Origin of the sequence: Primorskyibacter sp. S87 (assembly GCF_049801055.1) — a bacterium.
Classification (GTDB): domain Bacteria; phylum Pseudomonadota; class Alphaproteobacteria; order Rhodobacterales; family Rhodobacteraceae; genus JBNAGF01.
On the sequence record NZ_JBNAGF010000001.1, the window covers coordinates 15,373 to 34,268 of the forward strand.

The 18,896-nt window shown below is 59.3% G+C and carries 21 protein-coding genes; 7 read left to right on the forward strand and 14 right to left on the reverse strand.

The features are described 5' to 3' along the window. Positions 1-26 precede the first annotated feature (26 nt). From ACP15U_RS00080 to ACP15U_RS00100, 5 genes are all read right to left on the reverse strand, one after another. Positions 27-1,094: a HesA/MoeB/ThiF family protein gene (locus ACP15U_RS00080; protein ID WP_425043082.1), complete on the reverse strand. Its 1,068-nt coding sequence runs from the start codon at positions 1,092-1,094 to the stop codon at positions 27-29. Further along, complete coding sequence (dut, locus tag ACP15U_RS00085) at positions 1,094-1,549, reverse strand: dUTP diphosphatase (protein WP_425043083.1); 456 nt, start codon at positions 1,547-1,549, stop codon at positions 1,094-1,096. The genes ACP15U_RS00080 and dut overlap by 1 nt, the downstream gene beginning before the upstream one ends. A 36-nt stretch (positions 1,550-1,585) precedes the next feature. Next, positions 1,586-2,782 (reverse strand): bifunctional phosphopantothenoylcysteine decarboxylase/phosphopantothenate--cysteine ligase CoaBC, encoded by a 1,197-nt coding sequence (gene coaBC / locus ACP15U_RS00090; protein ID WP_425043084.1) that lies wholly within the window; start codon positions 2,780-2,782, stop codon positions 1,586-1,588. Positions 2,783-2,866: 84 nt separating this feature from the next. Continuing rightward, positions 2,867-3,694, reverse strand: coding sequence for a ChaN family lipoprotein (locus ACP15U_RS00095; RefSeq protein ID WP_425043085.1), 828 nt, complete (start codon positions 3,692-3,694; stop codon positions 2,867-2,869). Then, on the reverse strand, positions 3,691-4,569 hold the full coding sequence (locus tag ACP15U_RS00100) for an RNA polymerase factor sigma-32 (protein ID WP_425043086.1): 879 nt from the start codon (positions 4,567-4,569) through the stop codon (positions 3,691-3,693). The genes ACP15U_RS00095 and ACP15U_RS00100 overlap by 4 nt, the downstream gene beginning before the upstream one ends. A gap of 78 nt (positions 4,570-4,647) precedes the next feature. Between ACP15U_RS00100 and cobU the strand changes: the two genes are divergently transcribed. From cobU to ACP15U_RS00115, 3 genes are read left to right on the forward strand one after another with little or no spacing between them, the layout of a single operon-like run. Beyond that, complete coding sequence (cobU, locus tag ACP15U_RS00105) at positions 4,648-5,193, forward strand: bifunctional adenosylcobinamide kinase/adenosylcobinamide-phosphate guanylyltransferase (RefSeq protein WP_425043087.1); 546 nt, start codon at positions 4,648-4,650, stop codon at positions 5,191-5,193. After that, the gene (locus ACP15U_RS00110; RefSeq protein ID WP_425043088.1) at positions 5,190-5,768 is read left to right on the forward strand and encodes a histidine phosphatase family protein; all 579 of its coding nucleotides are present in this window, start codon (positions 5,190-5,192) and stop codon (positions 5,766-5,768) included. Before cobU ends, ACP15U_RS00110 begins: the two co-directional genes overlap by 4 nt. Before the next feature lie 60 nt (positions 5,769-5,828). Then, positions 5,829-6,512: a glutathione S-transferase gene (locus ACP15U_RS00115; protein ID WP_425043089.1), complete on the forward strand. Its 684-nt coding sequence runs from the start codon at positions 5,829-5,831 to the stop codon at positions 6,510-6,512. Between the two features lie 45 nt (positions 6,513-6,557). Here the strand turns inward: ACP15U_RS00115 and ACP15U_RS00120 are convergent, their stop codons facing one another. Beyond that, complete coding sequence (locus ACP15U_RS00120) at positions 6,558-7,367, reverse strand: PaaX family transcriptional regulator C-terminal domain-containing protein (protein ID WP_425043090.1); 810 nt, start codon at positions 7,365-7,367, stop codon at positions 6,558-6,560. A gap of 81 nt (positions 7,368-7,448) precedes the next feature. Beyond that, on the reverse strand, positions 7,449-9,479 hold the full coding sequence (gene paaZ, locus ACP15U_RS00125) for a phenylacetic acid degradation bifunctional protein PaaZ (protein ID WP_425043091.1): 2,031 nt from the start codon (positions 9,477-9,479) through the stop codon (positions 7,449-7,451). A 104-nt stretch (positions 9,480-9,583) separates the two neighbouring features. On the opposite strand from paaZ, the gene paaG reads away from it, so the two are divergent. The 4 genes from paaG to ACP15U_RS00145 are packed head-to-tail and all read left to right on the forward strand — an operon-like array spanning position 9,584 to position 12,740. Beyond that, positions 9,584-10,369 carry a 2-(1,2-epoxy-1,2-dihydrophenyl)acetyl-CoA isomerase PaaG gene (gene paaG / locus ACP15U_RS00130; protein ID WP_425043092.1) on the forward strand — a complete coding sequence of 262 codons (786 nt, stop codon included), beginning with the start codon at positions 9,584-9,586 and terminating at the stop codon, positions 10,367-10,369. 2 nt (positions 10,370-10,371) lie between these two features. Next, positions 10,372-10,803: a hydroxyphenylacetyl-CoA thioesterase PaaI gene (gene paaI, locus ACP15U_RS00135; protein WP_425043093.1), complete on the forward strand. Its 432-nt coding sequence runs from the start codon at positions 10,372-10,374 to the stop codon at positions 10,801-10,803. 26 nt (positions 10,804-10,829) lie between these two features. Next, positions 10,830-12,140 (forward strand): phenylacetate--CoA ligase PaaK, encoded by a 1,311-nt coding sequence (paaK, locus tag ACP15U_RS00140; RefSeq protein WP_425043094.1) that lies wholly within the window; start codon positions 10,830-10,832, stop codon positions 12,138-12,140. Positions 12,141-12,143: 3 nt separating this feature from the next. After that, complete coding sequence (locus tag ACP15U_RS00145) at positions 12,144-12,740, forward strand: TetR family transcriptional regulator (protein ID WP_425043095.1); 597 nt, start codon at positions 12,144-12,146, stop codon at positions 12,738-12,740. 100 nt (positions 12,741-12,840) lie between these two features. Here ACP15U_RS00145 and ACP15U_RS00150 read toward each other — a convergent pair whose 3' ends face one another. The 7 genes from ACP15U_RS00150 to pcaF all read right to left on the reverse strand — a co-directional run bounded on the left by ACP15U_RS00150 (position 12,841) and on the right by pcaF (position 18,598). Then, positions 12,841-13,605, reverse strand: a complete 765-nt coding sequence (locus tag ACP15U_RS00150; protein ID WP_425043096.1) for a Phenylacetic acid catabolic protein — start codon at positions 13,603-13,605, stop codon at positions 12,841-12,843. 12 nt (positions 13,606-13,617) lie between these two features. Beyond that, on the reverse strand, positions 13,618-14,691 hold the full coding sequence (locus ACP15U_RS00155) for a 2Fe-2S iron-sulfur cluster-binding protein (protein WP_425043097.1): 1,074 nt from the start codon (positions 14,689-14,691) through the stop codon (positions 13,618-13,620). A 23-nt stretch (positions 14,692-14,714) separates the two neighbouring features. Continuing rightward, a complete protein-coding gene (paaD, locus tag ACP15U_RS00160) occupies positions 14,715-15,203 on the reverse strand; it encodes a 1,2-phenylacetyl-CoA epoxidase subunit PaaD (RefSeq protein WP_425043098.1) in 489 nt (162 codons plus the stop codon). A gap of 104 nt (positions 15,204-15,307) precedes the next feature. Beyond that, positions 15,308-16,069: a 1,2-phenylacetyl-CoA epoxidase subunit PaaC gene (gene paaC / locus ACP15U_RS00165; protein ID WP_425043099.1), complete on the reverse strand. Its 762-nt coding sequence runs from the start codon at positions 16,067-16,069 to the stop codon at positions 15,308-15,310. After that, complete coding sequence (gene paaB / locus ACP15U_RS00170) at positions 16,069-16,353, reverse strand: 1,2-phenylacetyl-CoA epoxidase subunit PaaB (RefSeq protein WP_425043100.1); 285 nt, start codon at positions 16,351-16,353, stop codon at positions 16,069-16,071. The genes paaC and paaB overlap by 1 nt, the downstream gene beginning before the upstream one ends. 28 nt (positions 16,354-16,381) lie before the next feature. Then, entirely contained in the window at positions 16,382-17,374 is a 993-nt protein-coding gene (paaA, locus tag ACP15U_RS00175; RefSeq protein ID WP_425043101.1) for a 1,2-phenylacetyl-CoA epoxidase subunit PaaA, read from the reverse strand. A gap of 21 nt (positions 17,375-17,395) precedes the next feature. Further along, on the reverse strand, positions 17,396-18,598 hold the full coding sequence (gene pcaF, locus ACP15U_RS00180; RefSeq protein WP_425043102.1) for a 3-oxoadipyl-CoA thiolase: 1,203 nt from the start codon (positions 18,596-18,598) through the stop codon (positions 17,396-17,398). Positions 18,599-18,896 lie beyond the last annotated feature (298 nt).

The following is an 18,896-nucleotide window of genomic DNA, read 5'->3' on the forward strand; positions in this document are numbered from 1 at the left end:
ATGGAAAGGCGCGTGAAAAGCGCGATTTATGCCTTTTTCTTCGTGCGGCCACAAACCGGGCAATCTGGTCGGGGTGACAGGCTCACTTTTCGGCTTTCTCCATAGAGTCCGTCATAGATCAGCATTTCGCCACGTAGGGGCTGCCCGGCCCCTGCGATCACTTTTATTGCCTCAAGCGCCATCATCGAGCCCACCACGCCCGGCAACGGTCCGATCACTCCGGCTTCGGCGCAGGAAGGCGCAAGCCCCAGTGCGGGGGCTTCGGGAAAGATGCACTGATAGCACGGTGCGCCGCCGGCAGGGTCGAAGACGCTCAGCTGCCCTTCCCATTGTGACAACGCGCCTGAAATCAACGGAATGCCAGCCTGCACCGCGGCTTCGTTGGCAAGGTAGCGGGTGGCGAAATTGTCGGTCCCGTCCAGCACCAGATCATATTCCGAAAAAAGTTCAGCGGCGATGTTTGCCTCGAGACGGCGATGATAAGGGCGCACCACGACATTCGGGTTCTGTGCTTTCATCGCTTTTTGCGCGGAAAACACCTTGGGCAGGCTGATATCGGCGTGCCTGTGGATGACCTGCCTTTGCAGGTTTGCGTTCTCGACCACGTCGTCATCGATCACTCCGATAGTACCGACCCCTGCCGCAGCAAGATACTGCAGGGCAGGGGCCCCCAAACCCCCTGCGCCGATCACAAGGGTACGGGCTTCTTTCAGGCGTTTTTGGCCGGGTCCACCGATTTCTCGCAGCACGATGTGGCGGGCATAGCGCTCCAGTTCATCCTCTGCAAAAAGCCCGCCCGATTGCGGTCTTGGCTCTGGTGCTCGGGCCTGATGCTGTGCCGCAGCACGAGCTTTCAGAATAGAAACCCCTTTTGCATACAGGGCCGCCAACCCGGCAAACCCACCCAGGATCAGCCACAATGCGGGGGATTGGCCTGTTGCTTCGCGCATGGGGTGGCCATCTGGCAGGGCAAATTGGATCGTCAGAACGAGCAGAAATAGCCCTGCAAGGCACAACATGCGGGCCTGTCTTCCGACACCAAGCGCCCAGCCAATGCCCCACAGTGCAGCGGCGAAAACAAGCACAAGCAGCATCAGCCTCTCCCGGTCGACCCAAATCCATCTGAGCCGCGATCGGTTTCGCTCAACGCCTCTCCGATTTCGAACGTGGCCTGAACCACAGGAGCGACGATCAGTTGCGCAATGCGGTCACCATGGGAAATCTCGAACACGTCCTGACCGGCATTCATCACGATGATACCCAGCGGCCCGCGATAATCGCTGTCTATTGTGCCCGGAGTGTTGGGCAGCGTGACTCCGTGTTTCAGCGCCAAACCCGAGCGCGGCCGGACCTGAATCTCGTAGCCGGCCGGAATTTCGACCCGCAGCCCGGTCGGGATCAGGGCACGGGCACCCGGCGACAGAACAACCGAGCCGCGATCGGGCAAGTTTGCCCGCACGTCCGCCCCGGCCGAACCTGCCGTTTCGTAAGACGGCAGCGGCACTGCCGGGTCTGCCCCTTTTTCCCGGATCATCCGGATGGAGATCATGTGACTCTCCCGATTAGTGTTGCTCAAGTTTTGCGACTACACAGACAGCGCCTGCGCAATCCGGTCGGCCAGACGACGCGCGACCTCATCTTTGCTCATGCGCGGCCATTCTTCGGCGCCATTATCAGAGATCAGGGTAACCGCGTTTTCGCTTCCACCCATTATGCCGGTTGCCGGGCTTACATCATTGGCGACGATCCAATCGCACCCTTTGCGCAAACGCTTGGCGGCAGCGTGTTCCACGACATCATCGGTCTCGGCGGCAAAGCCAACGACCAGCCGGGGTCGCCCATCTGCCATTTGCGCCACAGATTTTAGAATGTCCGGGTTCTCGGCAAATTCCAGCACCGGAAGTCCGTCCCGGCTCTTTTTCAGCTTCTTGTCAGATGCCGCAGCCATTCGCCAATCCGCTACGGCCGCAGCAAAGACACCCGCGTCGACCGGCAGCGCAGCCTGAACCGCGTCGGCCATCTGTTGCGCGCTCTGCACAGCCACAACCTTGACCCCTTGAGGTGGTGGCACCTCGGCAGGGCCGGTAATGAAAACCACCTCGGCCCCGAGTGCTGCCAAGGCTTGCGCCACGGCTGTCCCTTGTGCGCCCGACGAACGGTTGGCGATGTAGCGGACCGGATCAATCGGTTCATGGGTCGGACCGGAGGTCACCAGAACACGCTTGCCAGACAACGGCCCGCCACCTAGGGCGGCTTCTATGGCCGTGACGATCTCCAGCGGTTCCGACATTCGCCCGGGGCCATATTCGCCGCAAGCCATGTCACCTTCGTTGGGGCCGACGAATCTCACACCGTCCGCTGCCAGTTGTGCGCGATTGCGTTGCGTCGCCGGATGTTGCCACATGCGTACATTCATTGCCGGAGCCAGCAAAACCGGTGTGTCGGTTGCCATCAGCAGGGTAGAGGCGAGGTCATTGGCCAACCCACCGGCCATCTTGCCCATCAGATCTGCAGTTGCCGGTGCGACCACGATCAGATCTGCGGACCGGGACAACTGAATATGCCCCATTTCCGCTTCGTCGGTCAGATCGAACAAATCCCGATAGACCTTTTCACCGGCCAGCGCCGAGACTGAAAGTGGAGTCACGAATTCTTCCGCAGCCTTTGTCAGCACCGGTGTAACTGATGCGCCGCGTTCGCGCAGCCGCCGGATCAGATCCAGCGATTTGTAAGCAGCGATGCCGCCACCTATGATCAGCAGAATGCGCCTGGATGCGAGCATTTACGGCCTTTCCCAGCTTTGGATCGCCCCGAGTTCAGGCCCGACATTAGGCAAGCGCGGCGACAAGTGCCAGCGGACAATATGTCAGGACTTTTTCTCAAAGGCGAGGCAGGGATCGGGACGCTCGGCAGCCGGGCTGTCGATCACCGCGTCAAAATCTCCATGAATCGAACCGTCCTCGGACTGACCGAGCGAAAATACACGAACGCCGGGGGTCATTCGGCTGAGAAAGCTGGGGACACCCCAATCCTTGCGGGCATGACCGTTTCCGGTGATGACGACAACCGGGCCGCCCGTGTCTTCAAGTGCGGTCAGAATGGCGCGGGTCAACACCGCGTCTCGAAGCCTTTGGATCGCAACCAACTTATGCGGCAGTTCTTCGGGCAGGGCATTGCAGTGCGCTTCTTGCTGGTTGCGTTCCCGAGCCGCCTGTTCTTCTGCTGGCAGCGGGATGGTCAGGCCGAACCGCGCGGCGTCGGCTCCGAAGGCAACGGCCGACCCAGTTTCCATAGCCGCTCTGGCAGCGGCTCGAGGCACCAGGGCCCCGAACACGGGTGCATCAGGGGCTGCACGAAAGACCGGCAGGTACATCGAAAGCGGTGGCCAGCCGAGTTCAGCCCATTTCAGGGCAATCGCAAGTTTTTCCGGTTCCGACAGCGCCTGACGGCCAATTCGCTTTGCGCCTTCCTCGGTCAGCATCTCCCAGACCATCGCGCTGGGTTGCAACATGGCGGTCAGTTCGCTCTGATTGCGATGGTGATCTGGGTTGTCGTGCACCTCACCGAGGAGCACGACGTCAGCGGATTGCATCAGCGCGAGCTGAGACGGGGTCAGTTCCTCGGCTGCAGAGGCCGACTGGGCAAAGATTGCCGACAACGCAAAGGTCGCGGCCAGAATCGCAATATGTTTCATGCGAGGAAGTGTTGCACCTCGCGTGATTGACCTTCAAGGTTCTTGCGCATCTTCTGGAACGCAGACGCTTCCAGCTGCCGGACCCGCTCCTTGGAAAGACCGAGTTCACGTCCCAGACTCTCAAGTGTGCGGGGATCTTCCCGCAGTTTGCGTTCGCGTACGATGAACCTCTCACGCTCGTTGAGCGCCTGAAGCGCAATAATCAGCCATTCACGCAGTTGCGCGGTGTCGAGGCTATGCTCGACCTCTTCTGCTGCCTGTTGGCTATCGTCTTCCAATGCATCGATCCACTCGCGGCCATCCTCATCCGAAGACTGGACTGCATTGAGGGAGAAGTCTGAGCCGGCCAACCTGCCTTCCATCATCTCGACGTCGCGCAGAGGCACGCCAACTTCGGTTGCGATCATCTGGTGCAACTGGTGACGGTCGAGCTTTTGACCATCTGCGGCTGCCTCTCGCTCCAACCGGGCCTGCACGCGGCGCATGTTGAAGAAAAGGGATTTTTGGGACGACGTAGAACCGGTGCGGACCATCGACCAGTTCCGCATGACATAGTCCTGTATTGACGCCTTGATCCACCAGACTGCATAAGTCGAGAAGCGGACACCGCGATCAGGATCGAACTTGTCCGCCGCTTTCATCAGCCCAAGCCCGGCCTCCTGAATGAGATCATTCATTGGGGCGCCGTATCGCCTAAACTTTGCTGCCATTGAAATTGCTAGCCGCATGTAGGCAGTAATCAATCGGTGCAGCGCAGCCTCGTCGCGGTGATCGCGCCATGCATAGGCAAGTTGGCGTTCGGTTTCAGCATCTAGCAGTTCGGCCTTCATGGCCTTGCGAGACATCGTTCTATCTTGTGCGGTATCCAGTGGCATTTGTTTCCCCCCGCATTCACTGGCGCGCTAGACGTGCTTGTCTTGCGCACATGTCACAGTTACGCAGTAAAGCGGCCAATGGATCACTTCCGAGGTAATAACTTGTTTCCAAAATTCACCTTTGTGCTTGGCGGGGCAGCCTCTGGGAAATCGGCATTTGCGGAGCAATTGTCTGTAAAGTCGAAGAAAAATCTTGTTTATCTGGCAACTTCACAAGTTCTTGATGCAGAGATGCAGACAAGGATAGATCGCCATCTTATCCAGCGTGGCGACGGGTGGCGCACCGTGGAATCGCCGCTGGACTCCGCATCTGAACTCGGCAAGCTGTCTGCGGGTGAAACTTGTCTTCTGGATTGTGCCACCATGTGGCTCAGCAATCAGATGATGGCTGAACGGGATGTCTTGGCCAGCCAGGCACTGCTGATTAGCGCAATCCGGGAATGTCCTGCTAATCTGGTCGTGGTGTCGAACGAAGTCGGGCAGGGGATCGTACCGGACAATGCTCTGGCCCGGCAATTCCGCGAAGCCCAGGGCCGGCTCAACATCGCGTTGGCGGCCGAGGCGGATCTGGCGGTGCTGGTGGTTGCTGGCCTGCCCCAGGTGCTAAAGGGAGAGTTGCCGTGACCCGTTTGTTTCTGGTCCGGCATGGGCCGACCCACGCCAAGTCGATGGTTGGCTGGTCCGATCTTCCGGCAGATCTGAGCGATACCGCGGCTTTGTTTCGCCTGTCGGCCCATCTGCCGGAAGAGGCGGTCGTGGTGTCGTCGGATTTGTCGCGCGCAGCCGATACGGCCTCAGCCATTCAGGGTGACCGGCTCCGCCTGCCACATATCGAGGACTTGCGAGAGATCCATTTCGGAGACTGGGAACTGCGCCGGCACTCCGAGATCGAAGCGGAAGACCCCGACCGCATTCGCGCTTATTGGGAGTACCCGGGCGATGTGCGTCCGCCCGGAGGAGAAAGCTGGAACGAGGTATGCGCTCGCGTCGATGCAGCAATTGACGCGCTTGTGGCGGAATATCTTGGACGCGATCTGGTTGTCGTTGGTCATTTCGGCATGATCCTGACCCAGATCCAGCGGGCATTGCGATTGGAAGCGGATCAGGCATTTGCGCACAGGATTGACAATTTGTCGGTTACCGAAATCTCGCGCCTCGCAGACGGTTGGCAGGTCGGGCGGATCAATCACCACCCGTGATGATGGTTACAACGATAAGTCGTTTTACCGGCTCGTCCGGGGGCGATTAATCTCGAGGCCATGACCTATGATCTCTATATCGGCGACCGCCTGTTCTCCAGCTGGTCGCTTCGCGGGTGGTTGATGCTGGAGAAGTTCGGCATTCCCCATCGAACCCACATGATCGGCCTCTACTCCGGAACGATGGCGTCAGATATGGCTCCGCTTGCCCCGGCGCGTCTGGTTCCGACACTCAAAACCCCCGAAGGCATCGTTGTGGGGGAAAGCCTTGCCATGGCAGAAACGATTGCCGAACGTCACCCCGGGGCCGGCTTCTGGCCCTCGGGTCCAGCCGAACGCGCAACGGCGCGCTGGATCTGTGCCGAGATGGTTGCAGGGTTTGGCGCTCTTCGTTCCCAATGTCCGATGCAATTGGCGCATTGCTACGAGGGGTTCCGGCCATCCGATGAAACAAAGGCTGATCTGGCCCGGATCGAAGAGCTTTGGACCCATGCCCGAAAAGTCGCTGGCGCTGGCAAGACCGGGCCGTTGTTCGGACAGTATTCGCTCGCAGACGTATTCTATACCCCGGTGGCTGCCCGAATTGTGGGATATGGTTTGCCGGTTTCCGATCAATCTCGCGGTTATTGTGAGGCCCTGCTGGCTGATCCCGCTGTGCTCAGTTGGCGCGAGCAAGCATTGCGGGTCTCCTACGATCCGTTCCCATACCCCGTTGATCTGCCGACGAAGCCCTGGCCTGTCTGATCTACCATGCCGGTGCCGGTCACAGATTGGCCGCGCTGGCCTGCGCTATGCGGCCCTGTCGCTTTCCAGCGCTTTGAGACCGGGGAACGGCAACGTATCGAGAAGTTTGAAGACGGCAGACCGGCAGGCAGGGCCAGTCCAGCCGACCGGAGAAAACTCTTCGGGAAGGTCAGGGTGGCGCAGCACAACACGGCGCCACCGGTGCACCACCAGTGTTCGCAGAGTGGCCACCTGAAGCGGTGTCAGAGCTTTTCCGGCCCGGCTTTTGGACACATTCTCCGCCGCCTGGCGCAGGCTGTCGCATGCCTCTCTCAGATCGGTAGGAAACAGCCGGTCCTGCACCCATGATGGCACTGCCCGCGCGGTCACTTCGAACACAAGCAGATCTTCGCACTCCGCCGGCGGATCGTCTGCCCCTAGCGCAACATTGCGCCCAAGCGACAGGTACGGGCGGGTCAGCAGGAGTTCGTTCAGGCTTTGTACGGCCTGTCCGTCTTCGGCCACCAGCAGATGCCAATGATCCGCAACTGCGGGGTCGCGATCATAGATCCTCGGAGTAACCTCGGCGCTTCGCGCACGCCCGAACTCGGTCAGGTAATGAACACTTTCCCGACCGATGCGATCACTGTCGATCCAGCCATCCTTTCGCAAGCGATGAAGCGCAACCCTGATCGCTTCGGGTTTCAGGCCCAAAGGGTGCAGAATGCGTGTCAGGGCACCACCGCTGATACGGTCACCGGGCCGCTGCGCCAAGTCACCGAACAACGAAACGATCAGGGACCAGACCCGCTGATTTTGCGGGTCGATCAATTGCGAAACCGAGGCGTCGAACCATGAAAGATCGTTTTGGGCCATGCGGATATGATACGTTGTCCCAGCATCAGGTGCCAGCGGGCAATGCATCTGGCTCCTGCCATTGCCGGGAACGTGATCGCGCTAATAGGCGTTCATCGTCAGGAGCTCATACTCCGCCACTTTTTCATCGTCCTGATTGGTCAGCGTGACGTGCCAGCGAACCTCACCATAGGCGTCTGTGCGCCGGGTTTTCTTCTTCACTGTCAGCCGAACCTTTATGGAATCGCCGGCTGAAACGGGCTTCATGAACCGCAATTCATCGAGGCCGGTATTGGCCAGAACCGGCCCCTCGTTTGGGTCGACGAACAGGCCGGCGGCAAAACTCAACAGCAAGTAGCCATGGGCGACGCGGCCGGGGAAGAACGGGTTCCGCTCCGCGGCCTCGTCATCCATGTGGGCATAGAAGGTGTCGCCGGTGAAATTTGCAAAGTGCTCGATATCGTCAAGAGTGATTTCGCGTGAGGCACTGTGCAGGGTCTCTCCGATCGACAGCTCTCCAAACCTGCGGGTGAAGGGATGTGCGGGTGCTTTGGTCTCGGGCGCGCCCGGTACCCATTTCTCACCGATGGCCGAGAGGATTTCCGGCGACCCCTGTATAGCGGTCCGTTGCATGTAGTGTTTCACACCCCGAACGCCGCCCAGCTCTTCGCCGCCGCCCGCACGGCCCGGGCCGCCATGAACCATATGGGGAAGGGGAGATCCGTGTCCGGTGGACTCCTTCATCGAGTCGCGGTTGTTAATGTAAATTCGCCCGTGATAGGCGCCTGCGCCAAGAACAACGTCCCTCGCGACAGCCGGGTCGTGGGTAATGACAGACGTGACGAGTGAGCCCTGTCCGCGATTGGCAATGTCTATGGCATGGCCCAGATCACGGTATCCCATAACCGTGGAGACCGGACCGAACGCTTCGGTATCGTGAACGCGTTCAGCCGTATCCGGGTTGGCGCAGTGGAACAGCATCGGTGGCATAAAGGCGCCCTTTTCCCTGTCCGCACCATCGACTTGAAAGTTCAGAGGATCGCCGAACACGCGCTCGGCTTCTTTGCCAAGAATTGCGACTTTTTCCAGTACATCCGCCTTTTGCCCGTTCGATACCAAAGCGCCCATCCGCGTGGTCTCCAGCCGGGGATTGCCGATAACGACTTGGGACAGCCGGGTCGAAAGAGCTTCGATAACGGAATCCACCTGATCCTGCGGGGCAAGTACCCGGCGGATTGCAGTGCACTTCTGACCCGCCTTGGCCGTCATTTCGCGGCTGACCTCCTTAACGAAGAGATCGAATTCAGGGCTGCCGGGAACAGCATCCGGTCCGAGGATCGACGAATTCAGGCTGTCCTGTTCAGATACGAACCGGACGCCTTCTCGCATAAGGACCGGGTTGGAACGCAGTTTCAGTGCGGTGTCTGCAGATCCGGTAAAACTTACGACATCCTGGCAGGTCAACCGGTCCAGCATGTCTCCGATGCCGCCTGAGACCAGTTGCAGCGCGCCAGTGGGGAGAATTCCGCTGTCGATCATCAGCCGGACCGCCAGTTCGGTGACGTAGCAGGAGTTCGTGGCAGGTTTCACGATGGCCGGAACCCCGGCCAACAGGGTTGGGGCCAGTTTTTCCAGCATTCCCCAGACCGGGAAGTTGAAGGCATTGATATGGATCGCGACGCCATGCAGCGGAGTGCAGACATGTTGACCGAGAAAGGTGCCGTTGCGGCTCAGCTGTTCAATGTCTCCGTCGAGATAGATGTTTCCGTCCGGCATCTCGCGCCGCCCTTTGGAGGCAAAGACGAACATGGTCCCAATGCCGCCGTCAATATCGATCATGTGGTCGGATTGGGTGGCGCCGGTCTCAAATGAAATGTCATAGAGCTCCTGCTTGTGTTGACCAAGATGCTGGGCGAGCGCCTTGATCATCTTGGCTCGCTCGTGGAAGGTCAGCTTGCGCAGGGCAGGGCCGCCCACAGTGCGGGCGTGATCCAGCATGGCCTGAACGTCCAGCGCCGAATTGCCCGCTGTGGCCATCACTTCTCCGGTGATCGCACTGGCAATGTTGCGTGCGCCTGCGCCGGGTTCAATCCACTGTCCTGCAGCAAAACTGGATACCTCGATTACGCTCATGGCCAATGCTCCTTTTTGGGGCGGGGATTTTGGGTTGGATATTTATTGACCAACCGTTCGGTTTATGCAAGAAATTTGTCAGGCAAGGGGAGGAGACGACCGCAATGACGGATTCTATTCTGGTTCAGGATCACGGAAACTGGGTCGAGTTAACGCTAAACCGCCCAGACCGGCTGAACAGCTTCAATGACGAAATGCATCATGCCCTGCGTGCCGCAATCGAAGCCGCGCGGGATGATGGCAAGCGGGCGATCCTGCTGACCGGTGCCGGCCGAGGGTTCTGCGCGGGGCAGGACCTTGGTGATCGCGATCCTCGTAAGATGGATGGCCCGCCAGATCTTGGGAAAACTGTGCGCACATTCTATGCCCCCTTGGTTCGGTTGATCCGATCTTTGGACTTGCCTGTTGTTTGCGCGGTCAACGGTGTGGCAGCGGGGGCCGGAGCCAATCTGTCGCTTGCCTGCGACGTTGTATACGCTGCGGAAAGTGCTCGGTTTATCCAATCTTTCTCAAAAGTTGGCCTGATTCCAGATACTGGCGGCTCATGGCATCTGCCGCGTCTTCTGGGGGAAGCGCGGGCAAAGGGCCTCGCCTTCACCGCTGAGCCGCTGTCTGCCCAAAAGGCGGAAGACTGGGGGCTTATCTGGAAGGCCGTTCCCGATGACATTCTGATGCGCGAAGCCCGCGCCTTGACGGAACAGCTTGCGAACGGACCAACTCTGGGTCTCGGGCTGACCAAACAGACCATTCAGGCGGCGGCTGTGAATACACTGAGCGATCACCTCGAAGTTGAGGCGGATGCGATGAAAAAGTGTGGCGAAAGCGCCGACTACTCCGAAGGTGTGGTCAGCTTTCTTGAAAAGCGCAGCCCCGAGTTCAGGGGCGAATGAACATGACGCCAAAGGAACGGGCCGAGAAATCCGCGGCGGCCATGTGGGCGGAGGACAATGCGTCGAAATGGGCGGGGATGGAGATCACCTTCATGGATGAAGGCGTGGCCACTCTGGAACTGACTGTGGAGCCGCACCATTGCAACGGGCACGGAATTTGTCATGGCGGTGTTACCTTTCTGTTGGCCGACAGTGCATTTGCCTTTGCCTGCAACAGTCGAAACCAATCCACCGTAGCGCAGCACAACACGATCAGCTTCATCGCGCCGGGTCGAGTCGGAGACAGGCTTACGGCAACCGCCCGAGAGGTTTCTCTGACGGGACGCAGCGGTATCTATGACGTGACCGTCATCAATCAGGATGGCGAACAAATCGCCGAGTTTCGCGGGTTTTCCCGCGCCATCAAAGGCCAGCTGTTCGACGAAACAGGCTGATCGATGCCAAGAAAAAGGAGGACGCCATGAAGGACCTGAGCCCAAGAAAGGAAGATCTCGATCCGATCGAGATTGCATCCATCGACGAGATACGCGCCCTCCAGCTGGAGCGTCTGAAATGGTCGGTGCGGCATGCCTATGACAACGTTCCAATGTACCGTCAGCGGTTCGACGACGCCGGTGTGCATCCAGACGACCTGCAAGAGCTGTCGGATCTGGCGAAATTCCCATTCACCTACAAAAACGATCTGCGCGACAACTATCCTTTCGGGCTCTTTGCTGTTCCTCGTGAAAAGATCGCCCGCCTGCACGCGTCTTCGGGAACCACGGGCAAGCCCACGGTTGTCGGCTACACCGCCAACGACATCTCAAACTGGGCCGATCTGGGCGCCCGTTCGTTGCGCGCCTCGGGGTTGCGCAAGGGCGACATGGTTCATAACGCATACGGTTACGGGCTGTTTACCGGTGGTCTCGGTGCGCATTACGGGATCGAACGTCTCGGGGCGACCGTCGTTCCCATGGGTGGGGGGCAGACGGAAAAGCAGGTCGGTCTGATCAATGACTTCAAACCGGACGGGATCATGGTGACCCCATCCTACATGCTCAATATCCTTGAGCAGTTTCACAAAGTGGGCCTCGACCCGCGCGAAAGTTCGCTTCAGGTGGGAGTGTTCGGGGCCGAACCATGGACTGACGCCATGCGCCGAGAGGTCGAGCAGGCTTTCGACATGCATGCCGTCGACATTTACGGCTTGTCCGAAGTCATGGGACCGGGCGTCGCCAACGAGTGCGTGGAAACCAAGGATGGTCCGGTGATCTGGGAAGACCACTTCCTGCCGGAAATCATCGACCCGGAAACCGGTGAGGTTCTGCCGGACGGTGAAATGGGTGAACTGGTCTTTACCACATTGACCAAAGAAGGCCTGCCGATGATCCGATACCGGACGCGCGACCTGACCCGACTGTTGCCCGGCACCGCCCGGTCCATGCGGAGAATGGAAAAGATCACAGGCCGCTCGGACGATATGATCATCCTCAGAGGTGTGAACGTATTCCCCACCCAAATTGAGGAACAGTTGATGGCCACCGGCGGCCTCGCACCGCATTTCCAGATCGAGCTCTACAAATCCGGGCGAATGGACGCGATGCGGGTTTTCGTCGAAGCCAACCCTGACGCCACCGACGAGTTGAGCAAAACCGCAGCCGCGCGCATGCTGACGAAACGGATCAAGGATATCGTCGGTATTTCGACGGAGATCATCGTCGGAGAACCCGGCGAAGTCGAGCGCAGCCAGGGCAAGGCCAAGCGCGTTGTCGACAATCGCGACAAGGAGTGAGTTGTGGCCCGGACAATTGCAAAGGACCATGATCAGAAACGGTCGCAGATTCTGAAATCTGCGGCCAAGGTGTTCGCGGAACAGGGTTTTGACCGCGCATCGATGACGCAGCTTGCCCGCGAATGCGGGATCTCGAAGGCGAACATTTACCACTACTACGATGGCAAGGATGCCATCCTGTTAGATATTCTGGACACGTATTTGCGCGACCTTCGCGACAGGATTTGCGGGATTGAGCTGGATGGGGCGGTTCCCGAAGATCGGTTGCGCCGGGTGATCGCCGAGGTGCTGCTGGCCTACCAGGGCGCCGATCACGAGCACCAGGTTCAAATCAACGCGATGTCGGCCCTGCCGGCTGATCAGCAAAAGCAGATGCGTTTGTATCAAAGAGACATGGTGCGCTTCGTAAGCGACACGATTCAGGTAACCGCGCCAGAGGTTTTCGATGGAAACGCGGACAAATTGAGATCGGCGACTATGTCGGTCTTCGGCATGCTGAACTGGTATTACATGTGGAATACCGGCGCCGGTTCAAAGGCGCGGGAAGACTACGCCAATCTTGTTGCCGACCTGACCCTGAAAGGTGTCAAAGGACTCTAAGTAGCAGTTCGAACCGTTCGGCCCGGTAGGCCGAGGCATGCCCCGGGATCTTCTCCGGGGCATATTCGTTCTGGCGGCATCGGCTATCCGCCTCGCCGGGTCAGTCCTGCGGTGTTTTCAGTCCCAGACGCTGTAGGATTGCGCCGGTTTCTGCTTCCCAGCGGGTGCGCAGCTCGGCGTTCGATGATTTCCGCAAGCCCATGGTCTTGAGGTTCTCGGTTCTGCCCGATCCCGCGGCGCCAAAGGACGCAGACACACGCGGCCACCAGTAATCGACAGATTTTTGAATCTCGGGCGGGTCGCTACCTTCAAGCAGTTTGGCCAGCCCTTCCTCGGCCAGTTCGGCGTGGCGGGCCTCGACAGGTGCAATCGACCGAAAGGCGTCGGCCAGCGGCTGATAGGAGACAAGCGAAAACTCGGCCATCTGAACGGCAACCGCGCGGCCCATAAGCAGGTTCATTGCAACGGCATCGCTCCATCCCTGAAGCGGGTAATTGAATACGGCCAGACGCATATCATGTTCCGATCTGTTCTGACCGATATCCGCCGCGCGGTCCAGCCGGGCCGTCCAGGGGTGATGATTGGCATAGCGATCGGCATCAACGCCAAATTCGCCCATGACCTTCAACACTTTGTCCGCATTGTCGGTCTTTTCCAGAACGATCTTGGCAGCAGCGATACGCTCCTTGATACCCGGTCCTTCGTTGATGATATCGGCGAACCCCGCCGCTCCGGCCAGCTCGCTGTCCACGAAAGTGGTCATCAGCTTCATCAGTTCGGCCCGGTAGCGAGGCGGCACGTTGGTCGGGTTGGTCAGAACGCCGCCTGCGGCCAGATAGCCTTCGATGGTCATGTCTTCAGCCATGGTCCCTCTCCCTTACTGGTCGTAGTCGACGGTGACATTGTCGGTCAGCGGATACGCCTGACAGCTCAGCACATAGCCCTTTTCAACCTCGTAATCCTCGAGCGCATGGTTTGCGACCATCTCTACCTCGCCCTCGAGCACCTTACAGCGGCAGGTTGAGCAGACACCGGCCTTGCAGGCATACGGTGCGTCCATCGCGTTCCCCAGCGCCGCGTCGAGGATGGTCGTGTCTTTCGGCATGGCGATGGTCTGTGTTGCCCCATCAAGGGTGATCGCTGCCTTGGTCTGGTTGGCGCTGGTCGCAGCATCTGTCGAAACCGCCTTGCGCTTTGCGCGACCCGGCTGGGCGCTGGCGAAGAGTTCGAACTTGATCTGCGGGTCGGACATCCCATGTGCCCGCAGTGCGGCGGCGATGCCCAGCATCATCGGTTCGGGGCCGCAGATAAAGGCAGTGTCGACGTTTTTGATATCGACCCAGTGCTGGAACAGTTCGGCGCATTTCTCTTCGGTCACAAGCCCGGTGAAAAGGTCGATCTCCTGCGCATCGGATTCCAGAATGTGGATCACGTTGAACCGGCCCATGAAGCTGTTCTTCAGGTCTTCCAGCTCCTCGCGGAACATGATCGAGTTCACACCCTTGTTGGCGTAGATCAGTGTGAAGCGCGATTGCGGCTCACGAGACAGGGTGGTTTTCAGGATCGAAAGAACCGGCGTAATCCCGGACCCGCCGGCAAAACCCAGATACTGACGGGCCGAAGACGGATCGAGTTCGGTATGAAACCCGCCCATTGGTGGCATCGCTTGAATAGTGTCGCCGGGCTGGAGTTCTTCGTTGGCCCAGCTCGAAAACGCACCACCATCGACGCGCTTGATTCCCACTTGCAGGATCCCGTCATCCTTGCCGGCGCAGATTGAGTACGACCGACGAAGCTCTTCTCCGTCAAAGTCCCGGCGGAAGGTCAGATACTGTCCCTGAATGAAATCGAAAGCTTCCGCCTCGCCATTTTCGGGTTTCAGGGTCACCACGACGGCGTCGCGGATGGTCTTGTGAACGTCAGTGACGGTCAGGTCGTGAAAGCGCGCCATTGGCGGTCTCCTCCTATCCGGGCTCAGATGCACTTGAAATAGTCAAAAGGTTCGAGGCAGTCGGTGCAGCGCCAATGGGCTTTGCACGGTGTCGAGCCAAACTGGCTGATCTTTTCGACTGCCTTGCTGCCGCAGTGTGGGCAGCGGTCAGGCCCGCCCGCGGGCTGCGGAGGGGCGATGCCGTATTCTTCGAGCCGTGCGCGGCCTTTTTCGGTCAGCCAATCCGTCGTCCATGCCGGAGAGAGCTGGCGCTTGAGTTCGATCCTGTCGATCCCATGACCGCGCAGGGCGGTTTCGATGTCGAGATTGATGATCGAAGTAGCCGGGCAGCCGGAATAGGTCGGTGTCACGGTGACCACAAGAGTGTCCTCTGCCCAGGCGACGTCGCGGATAATGCCCAGATCCACCAGCGAGATTACCGGGATCTCCGGGTCGGGTACGGCATCAAGCCAGTCCCAGATCTGATCCACGCTGGCCGGTACTGTTTCAGTCTTTGCCTCGGGACGTGCCATCTCGATTACTCTCCTGTTCGGACAGAGGCCACCAACACCCCGGATGCGATCCGGAGCCTGATATGACGCGTCGGCCCCGGATCAGGTCCGGGGCGGTCCGCCCGTTACCACTCGCAGCCCGGATAGGCCCGTTGCAGCCACTGCATCTGCGCCAGCAGGTGGCCAAGATGTTCGGTATGCATACGTCCGCTGCGCCCGCCCTTGTGAGCGAACCTGCCCTCCGGGACAGTCAAGGTTGCCTCGGCCAGCACCCGGCCCACCAGCGCATCATATTCTTCGCGCAAGCTGGCTGGGTCCGGAGCGATACCAGCGGCAACCATTTCGGCATCCACTTCATCGCTGGCGAACATTTCGCCCACATAGGGCCAGAGATAGTCCAGCGCCTCCTGCATCCGGGCATGGCTTTCTTCGGTGCCGTCGCCCAGTCCGACCACCGTGTCGCCGGAGCGTTCAAGGTGATAGGCCGCTTCCTTCGAAGCCTTCTCGGCGATTTCGGCCACGCGCTTGTCCGAGGACTTGATCAGCCGTCCCAGCATGATCGTGTGCCACGCGTCGAACAGGAACTGGCGCATCAGAGTGCGGCCAAAATCGCCATTCGGCACCTCGACGAGCAGCACGTTGCGGAAATCCCAAGCATCGCGCAGGAAGGCCAGGTCGTCTGCCGATTTGCCTGTGCCCTGAACTTCGCCGGCCAGGCCAAGCCACAGTTGGGTCTGACCGATCATGTCCAGCGCGGTGTTTGCCAGTGCGATGTCCTCTTCGAGGATAGGTGAGTGTCCACACCATTCGCTGACACGATGGCCGAGGATCAGGGTGTTGTCCCCCATCCGCAGCAGAAACTGGAGAAATGCGTCTTCCCGCGTCATCACATGTGCCCCACTTCTTCAGGAATGTCGAAGAAAGTCGGGTGGCGATACACCTTTGACTCGGATGGTTCAAAGAGCGGGCCCTTGTCGCCGGGCGCCGTCGCCGCGATGTGTCGCGCCTCGACCACCCAGATCGACACGCCTTCATTGCGGCGGGTGTAAACGTCGCGTGCATTCTTGATCGCCATCTCAGCGTCGGGCGCATGCAGCGAGCCGACGTGACGGTGGCTCATACCATGCTGACCGCGGATGAAGATTTCCCACAGGGGCCATTCGTTATTCATAGCTCAATTCTCCTCCTGGCTCGCAGTCCTACTCGGCGGCTACTTTAGTGGCGGCTTTCTTGCGTGCATGGGCCATCAGGCCGTCTCGCACCCATTGCCCGTCTTCCCAGGCTTTCACTCGATCGTTCAGACGGTCCACGTTGCAAGGGCCATTGCCTTTGATCACGTCAAAGAATTCCGACCAGTCGGGATCGCTAAAATCGTAGTGTCCGCGCTCTTCGTTCCATTTGATCCCCGGGTCCGGCAATTCGAGGCCGAGATATTCGATCTGGGGCACGGTCTGGTCCACAAATTGCTGCCGAAGTTCGTCATTCGACTTCACCTTGATCTTCCAGGCCATAGACTGTTCGGAATGTGTGCTCTCGCTGTCGTTCGGCCCAAACATCATGATCGCGGGGAACCACAGGCGGTTGACGGCATCCTGCGCCATCTTTTTCTGTGCCGGCGTTCCGAATGCCATTTTCATGATCGCGGCATATCCCTGGCGGGCGTGGAAGCTTTCTTCCTTGCAGATGCGGATCATCGCCCGCGAATAAGGGCCATACGATGTCCGCTGCAATGCAACCTGATTGACGATGGCAGCCCCGTCGACCAGCCAACCAACGGCACCGATATCGGCCCAGTTCAGTGTCGGGTAGTTAAAGATCGAGGAGTATTTCATGCGGCCTTCGTGGAGCAGCCGCACCAGTTCGTCACGGCTCTCTCCCAGCGTTTCCGCGGCAGAGTAGAGATAAAGCCCGTGCCCGGCCTCATCCTGCACCTTGGCCAGCAGGATCGCTTTGCGCTCCAGCGTGGGAGCGCGGGTAATCCAATTGCCCTCAGGCAGCTGGCCAACCACCTCGGAATGTGCGTGCTGACCGATCTGGCGGATCAGCGTGGCCCGGTAGTCGTCGGGCATCCAGTCTCGCGGTTCGATCTTGATGTCATTGTCGATCTTGTCCTGAAACTCACGTTCCTGGTCATTCATATCGTCGCGGGATTTCACCCCCAAAGATGCGGTCTTGATCATCTGTGCATACATTTCCGGTCTCCTCTCCCGGGGTTACACGCGTTCAAGGATCAGGGCTGCACCCTGACCAACTCCGACGCACATGGTGCAAAGCGCATAGCGCCCGCCGGTGCGTTTCAACTGATAGGCGGCGGTCATGACCAGACGGGCTCCGGACATTCCCAGCGGATGCCCGATGGCGATTGCACCGCCATTGGGGTTAACATGGGGTGCATCGTCCGCAACGCCAAGGTCGCGCAGCGTCGCCAGCCCCTGCGAGGCAAAGGCTTCGTTCAACTCTATCACATCCATCTGTTCAATGCTGAGCTCGGCGCGGGCCAGAACCTTGCGGGATGCAGGAACCGGGCCGATACCCATGATCCGGGGCTGCACACCGGCCACAGACATGCCGACCACGCGGGCGATCGGGGTCAGCCCGTTGCTGGCGGCAGAAGCTTCGTTGGCAATCAGGATTGCGGCGGCACCGTCATTGACACCCGAGGCATTGCCCGCTGTGACGGTCTTGTCGGGCCCATTCACCCCATGCAGGCTTGCCAGCTTCTCGGCGTTTGTGCCAGGGCGGGGATGCTCATCCGTGTCGAAGGTGATGGGATCCCCCTTGCGCTGGGGGATGGTGACGGGAACGATCTCGTCGGCAAACACGCCAGCCTCATGTGCGGCGGCCCAGCGGGCCTGGCTGCGCGCGGCAAAGGCATCCTGATCGGCGCGGGAGATGTTATAGTCTTCGGCCACATTGTCAGCGGTCTGCGGCATCGAATCGGTGCCGTGCAATTCATGCATTTTCTTGTTCACAAAGCGCCACCCGATGGTGGTGTCATAAACGGCGTTGGAACGGGTGAAGGCACTGGTTGCTTTCGGCATCACGAAAGGTGCGCGCGACATGCTTTCGACACCGCCGGCGATGGCCATGTCATAGTCGCCCGCCTTGATAGCCCGGGCAGCCATGCCGACGGCATCCATCCCCGAAGCACATAGCCGGTTTACTGTCGTTCCCGGAACATCAACGGGAAGTCCAGCCAACAGAGCCGCCATCCTCGCGACATTTCGATTGCTTTCGCCAGCTTGATTGGCGTCGCCATAGATGACGTCATCAAGGCTCGCCCAATCCACGTCCGGGTTGCGCTTCATCAGCGCGGCAATTGGGATGGCGGCCAGATCGTCGGTTCGAACCTGCGACAAGGCACCGCCATAGCGCCCGATTGGCGTGCGCTGGGCGTCACAGATGTATGCCTCCATGGCCTGAAATCTCCCGTTTAGAATGGTCGTGGCAGCCTGTCAGGTCGCCAATGCCATAAAGTGACCGCTTGGTCGGGTAATAGGCCGGGAATCGATTCGCGGCAAGAGAAATGTAACACAACAAGGAAACTTCGAAAATTTTTGTAACGTGTTGTCATGTGATAATTGTAGGAATTTGAAAGGTAGAACAAAAAAGGGTTTTAATCCCAGCGGCCTAAGCGCGGGCCCGCCAGATGAAACTATCCGGAAATGCGCAGTGCCTAGGCCCGAGGTCGAGAAGTTGCCAGGCTTCACCATC